Source organism: Kribbella sp. NBC_00889 (assembly GCF_045207705.1).
Taxonomy (GTDB): domain Bacteria; phylum Actinomycetota; class Actinomycetes; order Propionibacteriales; family Kribbellaceae; genus Kribbella.
The window spans coordinates 7063361-7082045 of sequence record NZ_CP108783.1; the positions used below are offsets into that span (position 1 = coordinate 7063361).

Here is an 18685-nt window from a genome sequence, read left to right on the forward strand (position 1 = left end):
CGTCATCGCGATCAGGCGTCGCGCTTGCTCGCCGTGAACAGGGCGATCAGCATCAGCGCCGCCGCCCAGCCGGCGAAGTACAGCAGGGCCCACCAGGGACCGAGGGCGAAGTCGCTGCCGCCGGCACCCGCGCCGGCCAGCCCGAAGTCCTGGCCCTGGTTCAGGAACGAACTGCCGTTCGCGAACGGCGCCCACTTGGCCAGGTCGTCGCCGACCTTGGGGATCAGGGTGACCAGGTTCTCCACCAGCAACGGCCAGAGGATCAGGATCGCGATCGCACCGGCGCTCTGCCGGATCAGGATGCCGACCGCCACCGCGATCACCGCGGACAGCGCGAAGATCAGGCCCTGGCCGGCCAGCAGCCGCCACTCGGCCCCGGTGTTGATGGCCAGGTCCGCGTTGCCGGCGAACAGGCTGCCGATGCCCCAGGCACCGAACGACGCGATCAGGCCGACGATCCCGGCCAGGAAGGCCACGACCGCGGTCTTGCCGAGCAGCAGCGCCGCGCGCTGCGGAACCGCCTGGAAGCTGGTCCGGATGGTGCCGAACCGGTACTCGGTGGTGACCGCGAGGGCCGCCATCACCATCATCACCATCTGGCTGAGCTGTGCGCCCGGCTGGGTGATGAAGATCGTCGCCTGCGGCTCGTCCGTGGCGTTCAGGAAGCCGGTGGTGAGTGCGGCGAAACCGACGGTCAGGAAGGCCGCGATGACCATGCACCACCACGGCGAGCGGGTCGAGAAGAGCTTGATCCGCTCGACTGTGATCACCGACATGTCAGTTGTCCTCCTTCGGACCCGCGGCCACCTCGGTGGCGGCCGGCGCGTCCAGCGCGGTCACCGCAGCGATCTCGTCGTGCGCGTGGTATTCGACCGAATCCCCGGTCATCTGCATGAACGCCTGCTCCAGCGAGCCGCGCTGCAGGGTCAGTTCGTGCAGCACGATGCCGTGCGCGGCGGCTGCCTCACCGACCTGGTCGGTGGTCAGATCGCCCTCGACGAACAGGACCTTGCCCTGGTCGTCGACGTCCTCGATCCGGGTGACCATCTGCTGCTGTTGCAGCACACCGGCCAGCTGGTCGAGTTGCGGAGTCCGGACCTTGACCGTCGTACCGCTGGCGCGGTCGACGAACTCCTGGGTGGTGCTCTGGGCGATCAGCCGGCCGCGGCCGATGACGATCAGTTCCTCGGCGGTCAGCGCCATCTCGGACAGCAGGTGGCTCGACACCAGCACGGTCCGGCCCTCGTCGGCCAGCCGGTGCATGAAGGTGCGGATCCAGACGATGCCCTCCGGGTCGAGACCGTTGACCGGCTCGTCGAACAGCAGCACCTCCGGGTCACCGAGCAGCGCACCGGCGATGCCGAGCCGCTGCGACATACCCAGCGAGTATGCGCCGGCCCGCTTGTTCGCGACCGCGGTCAGGCCGACCATCTCCAGCACCTTGTCGACACTGCCTTGCGGCAGCTTGTTGGACGCGGCCATCCAGGCCAGGTGCGACCGGGCCGACCGGTTGGGGTGCACCCACTTGGCGTCCAGCAGCGCGCCGACCTTGGTCAGCGGCTGGTGCAGGTCACGGTAGCGCTGCCCGTCGATCCGGACGTCGCCGGAGGTCGGGGTGTCCAGGCCGAGGATCATCCGCATCGTGGTCGACTTGCCGGCCCCGTTCGGGCCGAGGAAGCCGGTCACCTTGCCGGGTTTCACCTCGAAAGACAGGTTGTCAACGGCAACAGTTGCACCGTATCGCTTGGTGAGGCCCTTTGCCTCGATCATCGCCTACTCCTCGTTCGGTGGCGCCAATGTTCCCGGTCGGGCGGGTTGTCTCGCATTGAGTTCAGTATCGAGGTCGGACCGGTGCAGAACATCGGACCCGGGGCGGATCCGGTGTGTCCACCCGTGGGTTGATTCTGCCGTTCGCCCGGGCCAGGCGACCATCGGTTGAAGCCCTGACCACGACCCCGACGATCCCCCACCCCGCCACCCGCCCGCATCAGCCGAAAGTCGACGACCGGCCGTACTTCGGTTGGGAGTAGATGGAAGTGACTACCAAAAGGACGGCCGCGGCTCAGTCCACCGGAACACCGTAGAGCACGAGATTGCTGCTGTAGCGGTGCGTTGCGTGGTTGTACGAGCCTGTGCAGGTCACCAGCGCCAGCCGGGGCTTCACCGAACCGTGGAACAGGTCTGCGGGCAACGCTTCCTGCCGGTAGGTCCGGCGCGCCACGATGCGGTACCAGTGCACATCTCCGCCCCCGGCCGTCACCGCAACCCTCGCGCCCACTGGCACCCCCGAGAGCGCGGCGAACACTCCGCGACCGCGAGCCGTGTCCACGTGGCCGGCAAGCAGCACCGTCCCGCCGGCCGAGCCCGGCGCCGCACCCGCCGCCCACCAGCCCACGTCGGCCGCCGACGCCGGCATCTGCAGCCGCCCGTCGCCGGCGGTCGCCACCGGCAGCACCGATGCCTCCAGAACTCCTGGCAGCTTCAGCCGCACCGGCGGAACGGCAGCCTCGCGGTCCACAGCCGACGCACTCGCGTCCGGGACCTGCCCGCTGTCACCGGGCCTTCCGAACACCATGACCAGCGCAGCACCGACCGCTACGACTCCGAGCAGACGTCGCCGGACCGGGACCGGCCTGCCGACGAGCAGGAGCAGTACGCCGACGCCGAGCAGCAGGATCGCCGCCCGGGACCGAGTCCGCTCGGCATCGGCGACCTGGCCGCCCTCGCCAGTCGACACGACCGGGGGCCCGGTCTCGTCCTTGCAGGGACCCGACAGCGTCCGCAGGTGCATCTCGATGACCGGCTTGGCGCCGTTGGCCACTGACTCAACGGCAGGCGAGGCGCTCTTCGGCAGCTCGCCCTCGACCAGTGCCAGGTACTGCTGGTGCAGCTGCCGCTGCAACGCCACCCAGGCGGCGTCGTACCCAGAGGTCCCCGCTTTGGCCGCGAGCGCGGCGAGCTGCTCACGCTGTGCCGCCGTAGGCAGCGTCACCAGCCCGATGCCGAATTGATTGGCGACCTCGAGCTGCTGCGCGGCGAGCCTGCGATGATCACGTTCCTCCTGGGCAGCGACGCTTTTCAGGCACGAGGTCTGGCCATGGATCGTCCCCGAGTGGGAGGCCTGGATGATCGTCAGATCGAGCTGGTGGGCGGCGTTGAGATAGTCGGCATCCGGTTGCTGCGCCGTCGCGCCCGCCGGCTGCGCCGTGGCGAGCACTCCCGCCACAACGAGAAGCAGCAGCGCCGAGACACGGGCGAGCGCCCGTCGGGGGGCAGCAGAGCTCGTGGCCGGTCGTCGAGGCACGGCTACCTCCCTACGCTCGGCATAGCGCAGTTCGTCGTTACAACGACAGTAAAAGGGACGGACGGTCTTGGTCCAGCCATGCGAAAACGGCCCACCGGAAAACCGGTGGGCCGTTTCTGCGGTTTACCGCGTTCAGGCGGCGGCGTTCACCTCGGCCGGGGTGTCGGAAATGACCGACTCACGGCGCTTGGAGACGAACACGGCGGCCGCCAGGATGACCACCGCGGCCAGGGCGATACCGATCCGCAGCGGCCTGTTCGTGTCGTCGCCGATCGCCGACAGCCCGACGACCGCCGGAGCGATCAGCAGGGAGACCAGGTTCATCACCTTGATCAGCGGGTTGATGGCCGGGCCGGCGGTGTCCTTGAACGGGTCACCGACGGTGTCACCGATGACGGTGGCCTCGTGCGCGGGCGAACCCTTGCCGCCGTGGTTGCCGTCCTCGACCAGCTTCTTGGCGTTGTCCCAGGCACCACCGGAGTTGGCCAGGAAGACCGCCATCAGGGTGCCGGCACCGATCGCACCGGCCAGGTAGCCGGCCAGGGACGCGGCACCGAGGCCGAAGCCGACGGCGATCGGCGCGAGCAGCGCGAGCAGACCAGGTGTGGCCAGCTCCCGCAGCGAGTCGCGGGTGCAGATGTCGACGACCTTGCCGTACTCCGGCTTGCCCGTGCCGTCCATGATCCCGGGGATGTCGCGGAACTGCCGACGTACCTCGTAGACGACCGCACCGGCGGCGCGGCCGACGGCGTTGATCGCGAGGCCGGAGAACATGAACACCACGGCCGCACCGAGGATCAGGCCGACCAGGGTGCCCGGGTTGAAGACCAGCGCCTCAGCCTCGAACTTGGCGTAGTTCGCGCCCAGCGAGGACCGGATCGAGTCGGTGTAGGAGCCGAACAGCGCGGTCGCGGCCAGTACGGCAGTGGCGATCGCGATGCCCTTGGTGATGGCCTTGGTGGTGTTGCCGACGGCGTCCAGCTCGGTCAGGATCTGGGCCGCCTCGCCGTCCACCTCGCCGGACATCTCGGCGATGCCCTGCGCGTTGTCGGAGACCGGGCCGAAGGTGTCCATCGCGACGATGACGCCGACGGTGGTGAGCAGACCACAACCGGCCAGAGCGATCGCGAACAGCCCGACCACACCGGCACCGCCGACCAGGAACGCGCCGTACACGGCCGCCGCGATCACCACGGCGGTGTAGACGGCGGACTCGAAGCCGACCGAGATACCGGACAGGATCACGGTCGCGGCGCCGGTCAGCGAGGTCTTGCCGACGTCCTTGACCGGCTTGTCCTCGGTGCCGGTGTAGTAACCGGTCAGAGCCAGGATGACGGCCGCCAGCACGATGCCGATGATCACCGAGACAGTGGCGATCAGCCGCGGGTCGCCGTCGTGCGCGGCGATCACGTCGGTGGCGCCGGTCAGGTCCTTGAAGCTGCTCGGCAGGTAGACGAACGCCGCCACCGCGCAGAGCACACCGGACACGATCGCAGAGATGTAGAACGCCCGGTTGATCGTCCGCAGGCCGTTCTCACCGGTGCGCGGACGGGTCAGGAAGACACCCAGGACCGCGGTGAGGGCGCCGATGGCCGGCACGATCAGCGGGAAGATCAGGCCCTGCTCGCCGAACGCGGCCTTGCCCAGGATCAGCGAGGCCACCAGCATCACGGCGTACGACTCGAACAGGTCGGCCGCCATACCGGCGCAGTCACCGACGTTGTCGCCCACGTTGTCGGCGATGGTCGCCGCGTTGCGGGGGTCGTCCTCGGGGATGTTCTGCTCGACCTTGCCGACCAGGTCGGCGCCGACGTCGGCGGCCTTGGTGAAGATACCGCCGCCGACACGCATGAACATGGCGAGCATGGCGGCACCGAAACCGAAGCCCTCGAGCACGGTCGGGGCGTCACCCTTGAACAGCAGCACGACCAGCGAGGCGCCGAACAGGCCGAAGCCCACGGTCGCCATACCGACGGTTCCACCGGTGCGGAACGCGACTCGCATCGCGGGGTCGCGGCCTTCGTCGCGGGCCGCGGCGGCGACCCGGACGTTGGCGCGCGTCGCGAGCCACATACCCAGGTAGCCGATCAGCGCGGAGAAGCCCGCACCGATCAGGAAGAAGACGGAGCGGAAGATCTTCAGCGTGGTCTCGTTGTCGCCGTCACTGTGCGCGGGCAGCAGGAACAGCAGCAGGAACGCGACGATGGCGAAGACGCCCAGCGTTCGGAACTGCCGGTTCAGGTAGGCGGATGCGCCTTCCTGGACCGCCGCGGCGATCGTCTTCATGTTCTCGGTGCCATCGTTCGCGGCAAGCACCTGGCCCCGGAAGACCATCGCAATGGCGACCGCGAGGATCGCGATCACTCCGACGACGATCACCAGTGTGGTGTTGCTCGACGAAAGATCCACCGCTTGTGCAAGCAGCGCGGACATCCGTCCTCCTTGTAGGCAACCCCTCAGGGCTTGACGGCCCCCGTCTGCCGCAACCGAAGGGTTGGGAAAATACGGCACAGCACCAAAGAGACTTGGCGCGGTGGGTCACTCTAACGGGTATCCGACCAGACCTGACGACAGGGTGGTCTACGCCATACCCGAGGATGCGAGCAGGTACCTCACTCTTCGTGTTGAAGGGGACACGTTTTCACTTCGTCGTCACGTCGTCAGATCGCCGAGGCGACGTCCGGATGGATGTCGAACACCTTGGTCAGGCCGGTGATCCGGAAGATCTTCAGCAGCCGTTCCTGGGTACAGACCAGGGACAGGGATCCGTCGTGGGTGCGCACCCGTTTCAGTCCACCGACGAGGACGCCGAGACCGGTGGAGTCCAGGAAGTCCACACGTTCCAGGTCGACCACCAGGTGGTAGTCGCCTTCGTCGACGAGCGCTGCGATCTTCTCGCGGAGCTTCGGTGCGGTGTAGACGTCGATCTCCCCCGCCACCTCGATGACGGTGCGCCCGCCCTCGGCGCGCGCGGTCAGCGACAGATCCACTTCGGCCTCCGATCCCGTGAACTGCTGCATTCAACCATGTACGGACCGTGAGTAGGACCGTTGCCGAAAACTCTTTCATCTCGTCCCACCGAAGTCGATCTTCGTCCGCAAAATGAGGCGTGCATCCGGCGCGTGCACACGCCCTGTGCACTCCGGCGCGTGCTGTCCGTGGCCGGCACTACGCTCGCGGTATGCGCGGAGGTGGTGAGGCGGCGGCTGTACTGAAGCGTCTGGCAGCAGGCCGGGACGACCGGCTCACGCATGTCGAGACCGTGCCGCCGCGATTGGGGCAAACCTGTGACTGGCCGCGCTGGGCACCGGCCGAGGTGCTCGCGCAACTCGCGGACGCCGGCATCACAGCGCCTTGGACTCATCAGGTCGCGACCGCCGAGGCGGCGTACTCGGGCCGGCATGTCGTGGTCGCGACCGGGACTGCCTCGGGCAAATCGCTCGGCTACTTGCTGCCTGCCTTCGCCACCTTGAGCATCGCCCAGGCCGCGTCACCGCATCGACGGGTGGCCTCAGTTCTCTACCTCTCCCCGACCAAGGCATTGGCGCACGACCAGCTTCGCGCGGTGTCGTCGTACACGGTGCCCGGTCTGCGGCCGACAACGTTGGACGGCGACTCCGAACGCTCCGAACGCGACTGGGCTCGCGACCACGCGACGTACGTGCTCAGCAATCCGGACATGCTGCACCGGTCGGTCCTGCCGAACCATCAGCGCTGGGCCCGGTTCCTGGGCTGCCTGCAGTACGTCGTGGTGGACGAGTGTCATCACTATCGCGGTGTCTTCGGGGCGCATGTGGCCGGCGTACTGCGTCGGCTGCGACGGGTGTGTGCGCAGTACGGCGCCCATCCGATCTTCATCTGTGCGTCGGCGACGGTGGCCGAGCCGGCGGTGTCCGGTGAGCGGCTGACCGGTCTGCCGATGGTGGAGGTGGTGGAAGACGGATCACCCCGCGGCGGCATCTCCTTCGGTCTGTGGGAGCCGCCACTGACCTCGGTACGCGGTGAGAACGGGGCGCCGGTACGACGTTCCGCGACGGCCGAGGTGGCCGACATCCTGACCGATCTGGTCGTGACCGGGGTGCGGACTGTGGCGTTCGTGCGGTCGAGGCGTGGGGCCGAGACAGTGGCGATGACAGCCCGCGAGAACCTCGCCGAGGTTCACCCCTCGCTGATGGACCAGGTGTCTGCGTACCGGGCGGGCTATCTGCCGGAGGAGAGGCGCCGGCTCGAAGGCATGTTGCAGAGCGGCGAGCTCACCGGTGTCGCGGCGACCAACGCTCTGGAGCTAGGCATCGACATCGCCGGACTGGACGCCGTACTGCTGTCCGGTTGGCCTGGCACGCGCGCATCGCTGTGGCAGCAGGCCGGACGGGCGGGTCGAGCCGGCGGGGATGCCTTGGCGCTGCTGGTGGCGCGTGACGACCCGCTGGACACCTATCTGGTCCGGCACCCGAACGCGATCTTCGGCCGACCCGTGGAAGCGACTGTCTTCAACCCGGAGAACCCGTATGTCCTCGGCCCACAGCTGTGCGCGGCCGCGCAGGAGCTGCCGCTGACCGACGCGGACTACGACATCTTCGGCAGTACGACGCCCTCCGTGATCCAGCAGTTGGTCCGCCAAGGGCTGCTGCGTGAGCGACCGCATGGATGGTTCTGGACGCGCCGGGAGCGCGCCGTGGACGCCATCGACATCCGGTCGGCCGGCGGCAAGACAGTGCAGATCGTCGAGGACCAGACCGGGCGGCTGCTCGGCACAGTCGACGGCGGCTCGGCCCACGCCTCGGTCCACGAGGGTGCGGTCTACGTGCATGCGGGCGAGTCGTACCTGGTCCGGACCCTGGACCTCGAGGGTCACGCCGCCGTGGTCGAGTCGGCCTCGCCGGACTACACCACGTTCGCCCGGGACGTGACCGAGATCAGCATCCTGGCGACCGAGGAGACCAGCACCTGGGGTACGGCGGAGCTGTCGCGCGGTTGGGTCCAAGTGACCAGCCAAGTGGTCTCGTACCAGCGCAAGCTGATCGCGACCGGCGACGTACTCGACGAGCAGCCCCTCGACCTTCCGGAGCGCACGCTGCGGACCAAGGCCGTCTGGTGGACCATGCCGGACTCCGCGGTCGAGGCGCTCGGGCTGTACGACGTACCTGGTGCGGCCCATGCGGCCGAGCACGCGTCGATCGGACTGCTCCCACTGTTCGCCACCTGCGACCGCTGGGACATCGGCGGCGTCTCCACCGCACGGCACGCCGACACCGGCCGCCTTACCGTCTTCGTGTACGACGGCCACCCGGGCGGCGCCGGCTTCGCGGAACACGGCTACGCCGCGGCGCGCGAATGGTTGACGGCGACACGTGAGGCGGTTGCACACTGTGAGTGCATGGATGGGTGTCCGTCGTGCGTACAGTCGCCCAAATGTGGGAACCAGAACAACCCACTCGACAAGAGCGGCGCGGTGGCGCTGCTCACCGCACTACTCAGCAGTGAGGCCTGAAGAGCCAGCCTGGTGCTGGCGGAGAGGCAGCATGCGATGGCCGTCCTCGGAATCGTCCTGATCGTCCTGGTTGTGTTGTTCGGTCTGGGTGTCTCGGTGACCTCGACCGACTCCACCACGATGGAGGTGTTCGGCATCGACTTCGGCGTCTCGGTGCCGACCGTGTTCCTGCTCGGCGCGCTGACCGGGGTGGCGCTTGCCCTCGGGCTGTGGCTGACGAAGAAGGGACTTGCCCGCGGCTACCGGCGGCGCAAGGAGATGCGCGAGCTCCGCGCTCAGGCTGCGGCCACCGAACCGGCGGCGGTCACCACGACCGACACCGCGCCCGAGGTCACGTCGGCGCCCGATCCCACCGAGTCTGGCAGCACCGTGCCTGAGCGCGCCGTGCCCGATCGCACCGAGCCTGAGCGCGCCGTTCCTGAGCGCGCCGAGGGCGAGCCTGCCGCCGACGAGCGGCTCGCGACCGAGCGGCACGTCGCCGAGGATCCCACTGACACCAAGCAACCCCACTGACCACTCTGTTGCCCACGGCATCAACTAACGCGTTGCGCCACCGGAGTTCTCTCGGCGTACGGTAATATCTCGATCGGCGCACAGCCTCCACTCAGCGGTGGCACGACGGCCCTGCGGCCGGATTTCGGTGCCTTGCGCAACGACTTTTACCTGGCAGTTAGTTGCCATTGGCATCAAGTTTCGCGGCTTCGCCATAACCACCCCGGACCCACCTGTGCATTACTGGTTGTGGCGTCAACGTCGCGTTGAGTCACAGTCGGCCTTCCGGGCCACACCGCCTCCTCACGGGGGATCGACCCGCAGCTCGCCCTCCGCGCACAAGGGTGTTGTCGCGGTTCCCGGAACCGGACCGGCTCGCGCCACGGGGTCCCGACGACCTGACGCCGCGAGATGGCACGACCTCTGGAGGTTGTCTTGATCATCCGTAAGTTGTTGAGCCGTACCGGCGTGGCCGTGCTCGCGGTCAGCGTCGCACTGGCCACCGCGGTCCCGGCCCAGGCGGCGAACCCGTCGACGGGCGAATCGGCCGCGGTCCCGGGCGTCGAGGTCGGGGTGGCCAAACAGATCGCCACCCGCGCCGACACGCGGTACTGCCTCACCTTCGTCGCGGCCGCCAAGGTCCCGATGGCGGTCATGATGGCGTGTGCACCGGGCAAGGAGGGCAAGACCCAGGAGTGGATCTACACCGAGTCCGGCCAGTTGCAGGTCGCGATGAGCAAGAGCGTCGGTGGCGCCCTTGCCAAGACCGGCGCCTGCCTGGACAGCGGTGCGGACCTGGCCAAGGTGCCGGCCTCGGCACCACTGCTGGTGCTGCCCTGCCGTGACGGCGACGGACAGAAATGGACCTACGACGAGAGCGCGGGCACGTTCGTGAACACCGCCAGCGGTCTCGCCCTGACATCCCTGCTCGGCCAGGGGAAGGCCAAGCAGGCACAACCGACCGGCAGCATGTCCACGGCCGGTACACCGGTCCAGGGCTGGAGCGCGTTGCCGCTGCCGGGCCTGGACATCCTGGGTGCGGTACTGGCACTCGTGAACGCGCTGCTGGCGTCCCTGGGCCTGGCCCTGCCGCTGCCGATCGCGAAGGCCGCGTCCAGCCTGCTCGAGCTGGTTCGGCCGACGACACCGATCCCGGCTCAGATGACGGTGCTTCCGAAGCAGATGATGCAGCTGGCACAGCGCTGATCCGCAAGGAGGATCCTCAGCCAGACAGAGGACAACCGGCCCCGACGATGTCGGGGCCGGTTGTTTTCTCACTCCTTCGTGATCGACGCCATTCGGTTGTTCGGCAGTGCGGTGTCTGGTGAACCTCGTCGGTCGTGGGATCCGGTGCTCGGGGAGTGACCTCGGGCTGCCCGCTGCTTGCGCGTCAGCGGGAGCCCTGCGTCGTCGTCACCGTCGACCCACCTCCTCCGCGGCCGTCACCAGCCGGCCGGTGTCACCACCAACACTGGTGATGGCACCAGTGGTGGCAATGACTGAGCAGGTCGTCCAGAAGGCAAGAAAGCAGCCCCATGTCTTTCACCTCCGATCCGCTGAACCGATCGGCAAGACCGTACCGCTCGCTGTCACGTTCTGTATCTAGTCCACTACTGGTTGCCACGCAACCTTGAGCATCCTTTAACCCTTTCGCAACGCTTCTCGCGGGATCCCGACTTGACAGTTCGCAACTGGTTGCCTATAGCCCCTGTCAACGTTCTCCTCCGGGTTGGGAAAAAGTCTTCACAAAGTCGCCGACGAGTGCCAATGTTTGACCGGCACTCCGCAGTACCGATCTCGCTAGGAGCTTTGATGCGATCTCTCCCGCGGTTCTCCGCGCCCGCCCTCCTCGGCGTCGCCGCAACCCTGCTGCTGACCGGCTGCCTCGGCTCGTCCGCATCCGACAGCGGCGACCAGGACACGAACCGCAACGCCGATGCCAAGAAAGTCGAGCTGACCATCGGGTCGAACTCGATCAAGGGCGGTAAGAGCAGCGCCGGGGCAACGTTCATCGAGGACGTGCTGATCCCGAAGTTCGTCGCCGAGCAGAAGGGCAAGGGCGTCGACGTCACCGTCAAGTTCCAGGGTGACGGCTCCGACGACGAGGTCTACAAGCAGAAGCTGTCGCTCGACCTGTCGAACAAGTCCGGTCCGGATCTGTTCCAGATCGACGGCATCTGGGTCGGCGAGTTCGCCCAGGCCGGCTACATCAAGCCGCTCACCGACACCGTCGGCGAGGCGAGCAAGGTGGACGACTGGGACGGCTGGAAGCAGATCCCCGAGACCGTGCAGCAGCTCGGCAGCTACAACGGCAAGCGGTACGGCGTCCCCGGCGGGACCGACGGCCGGGTGCTGTTCTTCAACAAGAAGCTGTTCCAGCAGGCCGGGCTGCCGGCCGACTGGCAGCCGAAGTCGTGGGACGACATCATCACCGCCGGCCAGGGGCTGAAGAAGCTGTCCGGCGTCACGCCGATCCAGATCAACGGCGGTACGGCGATGGGCGAGGCGACCACCATGCAGGGCGTACTGCCGCTGCTGGTCGGCACCGGCGCGACCGTCAACACCGACGGCAAGTGGCTCGGTGACGTCCCGCAGACGCGCCAGGTGCTGGACTTCTACCACCAGATCTACAGCACGGGTCTCGGTGACCCGGTGCTGCAGCGCGAGGCGAAAGGCCGGGACAAGTCGTTCGCCGAGTTCGCCGCGAACAAGGTCGGCATCCTGCTGGAGAGCGACTACTTCTGGCGCAGCGTGGTGGAGCCCAAGGAGGGCGTGGCCAAGATGGCAGACCGCGACTCCGCCGTCGGCTACGCGCTGATTCCGGCCGCCAGGCCGGGCGGCGGCGTCAAGGGCCAGGACTTCGTCTCGATGTCGGGTGGCGGCGCGACCGTGATCAACCCGAACACCAAGTTCCCGCAGCAGGCCTGGGAGCTCATGCAGTTCTGGAACTCCGCCGAGATGGTGAAGGCATCGCTGGACGGCGCCGCCAAGATCACCCAGCGCAGCGACGTCAACGCCGAGGTGCTGGCCGGAGACCCGATGCTGAACTTCGTCGCCACCAAGGTGCTGCCGATCACGCAGTTCCGTCCGGGCCTGGCGGAGTACCCGAAGATCTCGGCCGCGCTGCAGCAGGCGACGGCGGACGTCATCGGCGGGAAGAGTACCGACGCGGCCGCGAAGGCCTACCAGAAGGCGGTCGAGACAGCGGCCGGCGGCAAGGACAAGGTCGCCGGTAACTGATGACGACGGCCTCCGCACCTGCACCGGCAGACCCGGTCCAGGGACGTGGTCCGGCCGATCGGGGCGGCCGGACCGGTGCGCGGGGACCGGCACGCGATGTCGCAGGGCTCGGCGTCGGCCGGGCCCTCGGCTTCGTCGCGCCCGCCCTGCTGCTGATCGGTGCGTTCCTGGTCTTCCCGGCCATCTGGACCATCTACATCGGCCTGACCAACTACCGGCTGACCGGTGTCGAGGCGGTCTCGCCGTCAATGGTCGGCCTGTCCAACTACACCAAGGCGCTCAACGACGCCCTGTTCCACAACGCGTTGTGGCTGACGCTGCTGTTCGTCCTCGGCTCCGCGATCATCGGCCAGAACATCCTCGGCTTCACCCTCGCCTGGGTGATGCGGCGGACCCGCCCGGCGGTCCGGCGTACCGTCGAGGCGTTCGTGCTGCTGGCCTGGATCCTGCCGTCGACGGTGGTCGCGTACCTGTGGGTCGCGTTCTTCGACCGCGACGGCGGCACACTCAACAACATCCTCGGTACGCCGGGGACCGCGTGGCTGATCGACTACCCGATGGCCTGCCTGGTGTTCTTCAACACCTGGCGCGGTACGGCGTTCTCGATGATGCTCTACTCCTCCGCGCTGCAGGCCGTGCCGCCGTCGCAACTGGAGTCGGCCCGGATGGTCGGTGCGTCGGGCTGGCAGACGCTGCGGGACGTCGTGTTCCCGCACATCCGCGGGCACGTGCTGACGAACACCTTGCTGATCTCGCTGTGGACGGCGAACGACTTCTCGCCGTTCCTGCTCACCAAGGGCGGGCCGAACCACGAGTCCGAGACGGTGCCGGTGTACATCTACAACGTGGCGCTGCAGGGCGGTGAGCTCGGGTACTCCTCGGCCATCTCGTTCCTGCTGCTGATCGCGAACCTGCTGGTCTCGCTGATCTACCTCCGGCTGCTGAGGAGGCGCTCGTGACCCCGTCCTTCGTCCTTCGCCGGATCGGCTTCTACGTACTGATCTGTGCGATCACGCTGTTCTTCGCGGTGCCGATGCTGTGGATCGCGTCCGCGCCGTTCGACAAGAACCCCGGCCTCGGCGTGCACTGGCCGGACTGGACGCTCGACAACGTCCGCAAGACGCTCGACCATCCGTACGCGATGCACTCGATGATCAACTCGCTGCTGATCTGCGTGACCACCGCAGTGGCGGTCACCGCCTTCGCCGCGCTGGCGTCGTACGCCCTGTCGCGGGTCCGCATTCCGGGCCGCGACGCCTTGCTCTACGGGTTGTTGCTGCTGTCCTCGGTGGTCACCGGGACGGCGGCGATGGTGCCGATCTTCGTGATGATGTTCCAGCTCGGGCTGATCGACTCCCGGTTCGGGGTCGCTCTGGTGATGACCGGCGGCCTGTTGCCGGCGGCGATCTTCATCCTGAAGGACTTCGTCGACGCGGTGCCGAAGTCGTACGAGGAGTCGGCCCGGGTCTTCGGCGCGTCCACCGGCCAGATCCTGCGCGACGTCGTACTCCCGGTGGCGCGGCCCGGCCTGGCCACCATCATGGTCTGGGCGTTCGTGAACTCCTGGGGCAACTTCCTGGTGCCCTTCCTGCTCATCCGGTCGATCGAGAAGCAACCCGGTGCGGTGCTGATGCAGACCCTCACCGACGAAGGCGGCAGCGTGAACCTGCAGGTGCTGCCGGTCTTCTCGCTGCTGTTCTCGATCCCGGTCGTCGTGCTGTACCTGCTGGTGAACTCGCGGTACGGGTTCCGCTTCCACGGAGGGATCAAGAGCTGATGGCGGGCATCGACATCGAAGGCCTGGCAACCGTCTACCCCAACGGCGTACGCGCCGTCGACGGGCTGGACCTGCATGTGGCCGACGGCGAGTTCTTCGCCCTGCTCGGGCCGTCCGGGTGCGGCAAGACCACGCTGCTGCGCACGATCGCCGGCCTGGAACCCGCGACCGAGGGCACGGTCCGGATCGACGCGGCCGACGTGACCCGGACCGAACCGGGCAAGCGCGGGGTCGCGATGGTGTTCCAGGACTACGCCCTGTTCCCGCACATGAGTGTGTCGGAGAACATCACCTATCCGCTGAAGGTACGGCGGGTCTCGGCTGCGACTCGCGCGGAGACGGCGGAGCGGACCGCGGGCGAGCTGTCGCTGGACGGGCTGCTGGAACGCAAGCCGGCGCAGCTGTCCGGTGGTCAGCAGCAGCGCGTCGCGCTGGCGCGCGCGATCGCATCCCGGGGCAAGGTCCTGCTGCTGGACGAGCCGCTGTCCAACCTGGATGCACGGCTGCGGTTGGAGGCTCGGACGTTCCTGAAGAAGCTGCAGCGTGATCTCGGCATCACCACGGTCTTCGTCACCCACGACCAGGCGGAGGCCTTGGCCCTGGCTGATCGCATCGCGGTGATGGAGTCCGGCAAGCTCCGCCAGCTGGGCAGCCCGCGTGAGGTCTTCGCGCGGCCGGCGAACACGTTCGTGGCGAACTTCATCGGCTCGACGCCGATGAACCTTCTGCCCGGCACTGTCTCGTCGACCTCGGGTTCGGAGACCTATGTCGATGAGGTCGGGGTGGTCTCGGTGGCCGGTGGATCGTTGTCTGCGGCCACTTTCTCGGCTCCAGCCGGCGCTGAGGTGACGGTCGGCGTCCGGCCGGAGTACCTGACCCTCGCCAGCCGCGACGTCACCGGACCGGCGCTGCGCGGCCAGGTCGTGGTGGCGGAGAACCTCGGCACCCAGTCGCTGGTCAGCGTCGACTGCGACGGCACCCTGATCGGTGTCACCGTGCCGGAGGAGAACGAGCCGGAGCCCGGTACGACGGTCGTCCTCACCGCACCGGCATCGCGGGTACTGCTGTACGACCGGGAGTCCGGTGACCTGCTCGCTCGTCAACCGGCCACGGTTGCCTGATGGCGGTCACGACGTACCGCCGTACCTGGACTCTCGACGATCGGGCGGAGTCGGTCTGGCATTCGCTGCCGGTCGACATCCCGGCGGACTGCCCTGGTCTGCTGGTCACGCTCACGATCCCGCCCGTCGAGGGTGCGGTCATCGACATCGGTTGTGAGGGTGCGGGCGGGTGGCGCGGGTGGTCCGGCGGTGCGCGTCAGACCTTTGCGATCACGCCGGACGCGGCGACGCCCGGGTATGTGGCCGGTGAGCTCGAGCCGGGGACTTGGTGGGTCGTTCTTGGGCTGCACCGTGTGCCGGTCGAGGGTGTCGAGCTTGTTGTCGAGGCTGTGACCGGTCCGGTGTCGTCGGTGCCTGGTCTGACGGAGTACGCCGACGCCACCACGGCTGTCGCCGTACCAGCTCGGCCGCCGCGCCGGAGGTTGCCCGCGTCTGCTGGGTTGAAGTGGATCGCTGGGGACTTCCATGCGCATTCGCTGCACTCGGACGGGTCCACTCCGATCGCGAACCTCGCTGCTCTGGGTGTCGCGGCCGGGCTGGACGTGCTGGCGGTGACCGATCACAACACGGTCGCGCATCACCTCGAGCTGCCTGGGCTGAGCGATCGGTTCGGTATCGGGCTGATCCCCGGGCAGGAGGTGACGACCGACACCGGTCATGCGAACGCCTTCGGTGAGATCGGGGCGATCGACTTCCGGCGGCCGGCCGCGACGTGGGTGACCGAGGCTGCCCGGCGTGGTGGGTTGCTGTCGATCAACCACCCGCTCGGCGGCGACTGCTCGTGGCGTCACCCGCTCCCGGAACATCCGCGGCTCGCCGAGGTCTGGCACTCCTCGTGGCTCGACCACCACTGGGGTGGACCGATCGCCTGGTGGCAGGCGTGGGGCCTCGACACCATCCCCATCGGCGGCAGCGACTGGCACAACCCGACGTCCCTCACCCCACCCGGCACCCCTACCACCTGGCTAGCCGTGGACGCCTCCGCCGAAAGCCCCGCGGAACTCCGCGACGCGACCCTGGAAGCCCTGTCCGCCGGCCGCACCGCCATCTCCACGTCCTACACCGCCCCCATCCTGGTCCGCGCCGACGACGAACTCATCGCCTTGGATGCCCCCAGCACCCTCGTCATCACCCCAGATGGCACCCGCCACCCCGTCCAGTCCGCCCATCACCGCCTCCCCGCTGCCCCCGGCCCCCACACCCTCATCACCCACACCGGCCAATTCCTCTCCACCTGCACCTGACCCACGGCCGGCTTCAGGTGCGGCGAACCGGGGACGAGGCAGACTGACCTGATGGTGAGTGGTGTGCGTCAGGTGATCGTGGTGGACGCGGCGAACGTGGTCGGCTCGCGTCCTGACGGATGGTGGCGCGATCGGCCAGGCGCCGCTCGCCGACTGTTGCGTCAGCTCACCTCCCTCCAGGAACGCCTCGAAGACACCGAGATCGTCGTCATCCTGGAAGGCGCAGCGCGCTCCGCCACCTCCGGCCCCGACGCTCCCGACACCGCGGACCTCCGCATCGTCCTGGCCCCTGGCTCCGGCGACGACACGATCGTCACCACCACCGCCGCCATCACCGACGCCCACGTCACCGTGGTCACCGCGGACCGCGGCCTCCGCGACCGCCTCGAACCCACCGGCGCCACCACCACCCGCCCTCGCTGGCTCCTGGACCAACTCGAGCAGCCCTGACCTACCCAACGGCTCCCGGGGAGGGACCGCCATGACGAACCCCGTGACCATCGAGCTCCTGAACGTCGTCTTCGCCTGTCCCGGCAACACCGAAGAGTCCTACGAACGCGGCGCCCGACCACTGGCCGAGTTCTACGCGAACCTCCTGGGCCTGCGGATCGTCCGCGAGGACTGGTTCGTGATCGCCGACGACGACCCGGACGGTCTCCGCCTAGGGTTCGGCGACGGCCCGATCGACTACCAGCCACCCCGCTGGCCCGACCCGAGCTATCCGCAACAAATGCACCTCGACATCACCGTCGACGACCTCGATGCCGCCGAGCAACGCGTCGTACAACTCGGTGCCTCCAAACTCCAGGACAAAGACACCTTCCGCACGTACGCCGACCCCGCCGGCCACCCCTTCTGCCTCTACCCCAGCACCGCCAAATCCCCAACTGGCCGTACCGGCCAGATCGCTCGTGTGGTCATCGACTGCTTCAGCCCGCGGGCCCTCGCCGACTTCTACGCCGATCTCCTCGACATGCCGAACCGCGAACTGGACACCTCCGAACGAGTCGTCATCACCCGGACCGACGGACGCCTACCAGCTCTCGCCTTCCAGCACGCCCAGTTCCCCGCACCCCGCTGGCCCGACCCTGCCTACCCGCAACAGGTCCACCTGGACCTCCGCGTCCCCGCCGCCGACGAACCCAGCCTGCAATCCGCCCGCGCACTCGCCGACAGCCTCGGCGCCATCGAACTCAGACCCGGCCCACACCATCACGTCTACGCCGACCCGGCAGCCCACCCCTTCTGCCTCTAGCCCCACGACCCGGACGCCCGGGGCCGGCGTCAGTCGAGGAGCCAGCCGTTGCTGTCGGCGATGTGGATCGCGTCGGATCGGGTACGGGCTCCGGTCTTCCCGATGGCCGACCAGAGTCGGGTTCGGACCACGCGTTCGGAGACCTCGAGCTTGCGCGCCATCAGCGCGATCGAGCCGCCGTCGCGGGCAGCCCGCAAGGTGTCGGTCTCGTCGTCGCTCAGCGGGGTCTCGGAGTACATGAGGGTCTCGGCTGCCAGGTTGGCGTCGACCACGCGGAGGCCGAGGTGCACGCGTCGTACCGCGTCGGCCAACTGCGGCGCCGGGCTCCCCTTCAGCGCGAATCCCTTGGCTCCTGCGTCGAGACCACGCCGGAGGTGGATCGGGCGGCCGTACGTCGTGAGCATGACGACCCGGCACTCCGGGATCGACGTCCGCAGTCTGGTGGTGACGGTAATGCTGTCGTGGCCCGGGCCGGCCGCGTCGAGCAGGGCGACGTTCGCACGGTGACGTTTCGCAGCGCCCACGACGTCGTCCGATCTGTTGAGCTCGGCAACGATCTCCAGATCGCGCTCGCGCTCCAGACCGGTTCTGAGGACGCCTCGGCTGAGGATCTGGTCGTCGACCAGCAACAGCCGGATGCGGTCGGGCAAACGGGCCTCCGGGGTAACCGTCCGGGCGCCGGGAAGTGCGTCCGGGAGGATGGGCAGGTCTTCGGTCCAGATCATGGAGTCCGCTCCCACGCCTCGTCCACATCAACGCGG

General features: G+C 68.1%; 16 protein-coding genes. 10 read left to right on the forward strand and 6 right to left on the reverse strand.

Annotated features, from left to right (window positions below; genetic code table 11):
• Window positions 1-11: 11 nt before the first annotated feature.
• The 5 genes from OG817_RS34555 to OG817_RS34575 form a co-directional block, all read right to left on the reverse strand.
• Window positions 12-776 carry an ABC transporter permease gene (locus OG817_RS34555; protein ID WP_406048990.1) on the reverse strand — a complete coding sequence of 255 codons (765 nt, stop codon included), beginning with the start codon at window positions 774-776 and terminating at the stop codon, window positions 12-14.
• 1 nt (window position 777) lies between these two features.
• The gene (locus OG817_RS34560; protein WP_396391063.1) at window positions 778-1770 is read right to left on the reverse strand and encodes an ABC transporter ATP-binding protein; all 993 of its coding nucleotides are present in this window, start codon (window positions 1768-1770) and stop codon (window positions 778-780) included.
• Between the two features lie 292 nt (window positions 1771-2062).
• Window positions 2063-3304 (reverse strand): DUF4142 domain-containing protein, encoded by a 1242-nt coding sequence (locus tag OG817_RS34565; protein ID WP_406048992.1) that lies wholly within the window; start codon window positions 3302-3304, stop codon window positions 2063-2065.
• Window positions 3305-3436: 132 nt separating this feature from the next.
• Entirely contained in the window at window positions 3437-5737 is a 2301-nt protein-coding gene (locus OG817_RS34570) for a sodium-translocating pyrophosphatase (RefSeq protein WP_396391061.1), read from the reverse strand.
• Window positions 5738-5964: 227 nt separating this feature from the next.
• A complete protein-coding gene (locus OG817_RS34575) occupies window positions 5965-6294 on the reverse strand; it encodes an STAS domain-containing protein (RefSeq protein WP_393395096.1) in 330 nt (109 codons plus the stop codon).
• A gap of 191 nt (window positions 6295-6485) precedes the next feature.
• Between OG817_RS34575 and OG817_RS34580 the strand changes: the two genes are divergently transcribed.
• The 10 genes from OG817_RS34580 (at window position 6486) to OG817_RS34625 (ending at window position 17924) form a co-directional block, all read left to right on the forward strand.
• Complete coding sequence (locus OG817_RS34580) at window positions 6486-8795, forward strand: DEAD/DEAH box helicase (protein ID WP_406048993.1); 2310 nt, start codon at window positions 6486-6488, stop codon at window positions 8793-8795.
• Window positions 8796-8831: 36 nt separating this feature from the next.
• Window positions 8832-9308 carry a hypothetical protein gene (locus tag OG817_RS34585; RefSeq protein ID WP_406048994.1) on the forward strand — a complete coding sequence of 159 codons (477 nt, stop codon included), beginning with the start codon at window positions 8832-8834 and terminating at the stop codon, window positions 9306-9308.
• 414 nt (window positions 9309-9722) lie between these two features.
• Window positions 9723-10493, forward strand: coding sequence for a hypothetical protein (locus OG817_RS34590; protein ID WP_406048995.1), 771 nt, complete (start codon window positions 9723-9725; stop codon window positions 10491-10493).
• Between the two features lie 606 nt (window positions 10494-11099).
• The gene (locus tag OG817_RS34595; protein WP_406048997.1) at window positions 11100-12527 is read left to right on the forward strand and encodes an extracellular solute-binding protein; all 1428 of its coding nucleotides are present in this window, start codon (window positions 11100-11102) and stop codon (window positions 12525-12527) included.
• The gene (locus tag OG817_RS34600) at window positions 12527-13486 is read left to right on the forward strand and encodes a carbohydrate ABC transporter permease (RefSeq protein ID WP_406048999.1); all 960 of its coding nucleotides are present in this window, start codon (window positions 12527-12529) and stop codon (window positions 13484-13486) included. Before OG817_RS34595 ends, OG817_RS34600 begins: the two co-directional genes overlap by 1 nt.
• Window positions 13483-14304 (forward strand): carbohydrate ABC transporter permease, encoded by an 822-nt coding sequence (locus OG817_RS34605; RefSeq protein ID WP_406049000.1) that lies wholly within the window; start codon window positions 13483-13485, stop codon window positions 14302-14304. The genes OG817_RS34600 and OG817_RS34605 overlap by 4 nt, the downstream gene beginning before the upstream one ends.
• Window positions 14304-15425 (forward strand): ABC transporter ATP-binding protein, encoded by a 1122-nt coding sequence (locus tag OG817_RS34610; RefSeq protein ID WP_406049001.1) that lies wholly within the window; start codon window positions 14304-14306, stop codon window positions 15423-15425. Before OG817_RS34605 ends, OG817_RS34610 begins: the two co-directional genes overlap by 1 nt.
• On the forward strand, window positions 15425-16669 hold the full coding sequence (locus OG817_RS34615) for a CehA/McbA family metallohydrolase (RefSeq protein WP_406049003.1): 1245 nt from the start codon (window positions 15425-15427) through the stop codon (window positions 16667-16669). The genes OG817_RS34610 and OG817_RS34615 overlap by 1 nt, the downstream gene beginning before the upstream one ends.
• A gap of 51 nt (window positions 16670-16720) precedes the next feature.
• A complete protein-coding gene (locus tag OG817_RS34620) occupies window positions 16721-17119 on the forward strand; it encodes a hypothetical protein (RefSeq protein ID WP_406049004.1) in 399 nt (132 codons plus the stop codon).
• 31 nt (window positions 17120-17150) lie between these two features.
• A complete protein-coding gene (locus tag OG817_RS34625; protein WP_406049006.1) occupies window positions 17151-17924 on the forward strand; it encodes a VOC family protein in 774 nt (257 codons plus the stop codon).
• A gap of 29 nt (window positions 17925-17953) precedes the next feature.
• On the opposite strand, the gene OG817_RS34630 is transcribed toward OG817_RS34625, so the two are convergent.
• The gene (locus OG817_RS34630) at window positions 17954-18574 is read right to left on the reverse strand and encodes a response regulator (protein ID WP_396391052.1); all 621 of its coding nucleotides are present in this window, start codon (window positions 18572-18574) and stop codon (window positions 17954-17956) included.
• Window positions 18575-18685 lie beyond the last annotated feature (111 nt).

Coding starts and splice junctions, on each gene's coding strand:
- OG817_RS34610 (WP_406049001.1), top strand. CDS start 14,304: ATGGCGGGCATCGACATCGAAGGCCTGGCAACCGTCTACCCCAACGGC.
- OG817_RS34595 (WP_406048997.1), top strand. CDS start 11,100: ATGCGATCTCTCCCGCGGTTCTCCGCGCCCGCCCTCCTCGGCGTCGCC.
- OG817_RS34625 (WP_406049006.1), top strand. CDS start 17,151: ATGACGAACCCCGTGACCATCGAGCTCCTGAACGTCGTCTTCGCCTGT.
- OG817_RS34620 (WP_406049004.1), top strand. CDS start 16,721: ATGGTGAGTGGTGTGCGTCAGGTGATCGTGGTGGACGCGGCGAACGTG.
- OG817_RS34555 (WP_406048990.1), bottom strand. CDS start 776: ATGTCGGTGATCACAGTCGAGCGGATCAAGCTCTTCTCGACCCGCTCG.
- OG817_RS34585 (WP_406048994.1), top strand. CDS start 8,832: ATGGCCGTCCTCGGAATCGTCCTGATCGTCCTGGTTGTGTTGTTCGGT.
- OG817_RS34615 (WP_406049003.1), top strand. CDS start 15,425: ATGGCGGTCACGACGTACCGCCGTACCTGGACTCTCGACGATCGGGCG.
- OG817_RS34570 (WP_396391061.1), bottom strand. CDS start 5,737: ATGTCCGCGCTGCTTGCACAAGCGGTGGATCTTTCGTCGAGCAACACC.
- OG817_RS34580 (WP_406048993.1), top strand. CDS start 6,486: ATGCGCGGAGGTGGTGAGGCGGCGGCTGTACTGAAGCGTCTGGCAGCA.
- OG817_RS34560 (WP_396391063.1), bottom strand. CDS start 1,770: ATGATCGAGGCAAAGGGCCTCACCAAGCGATACGGTGCAACTGTTGCC.
- OG817_RS34600 (WP_406048999.1), top strand. CDS start 12,527: ATGACGACGGCCTCCGCACCTGCACCGGCAGACCCGGTCCAGGGACGT.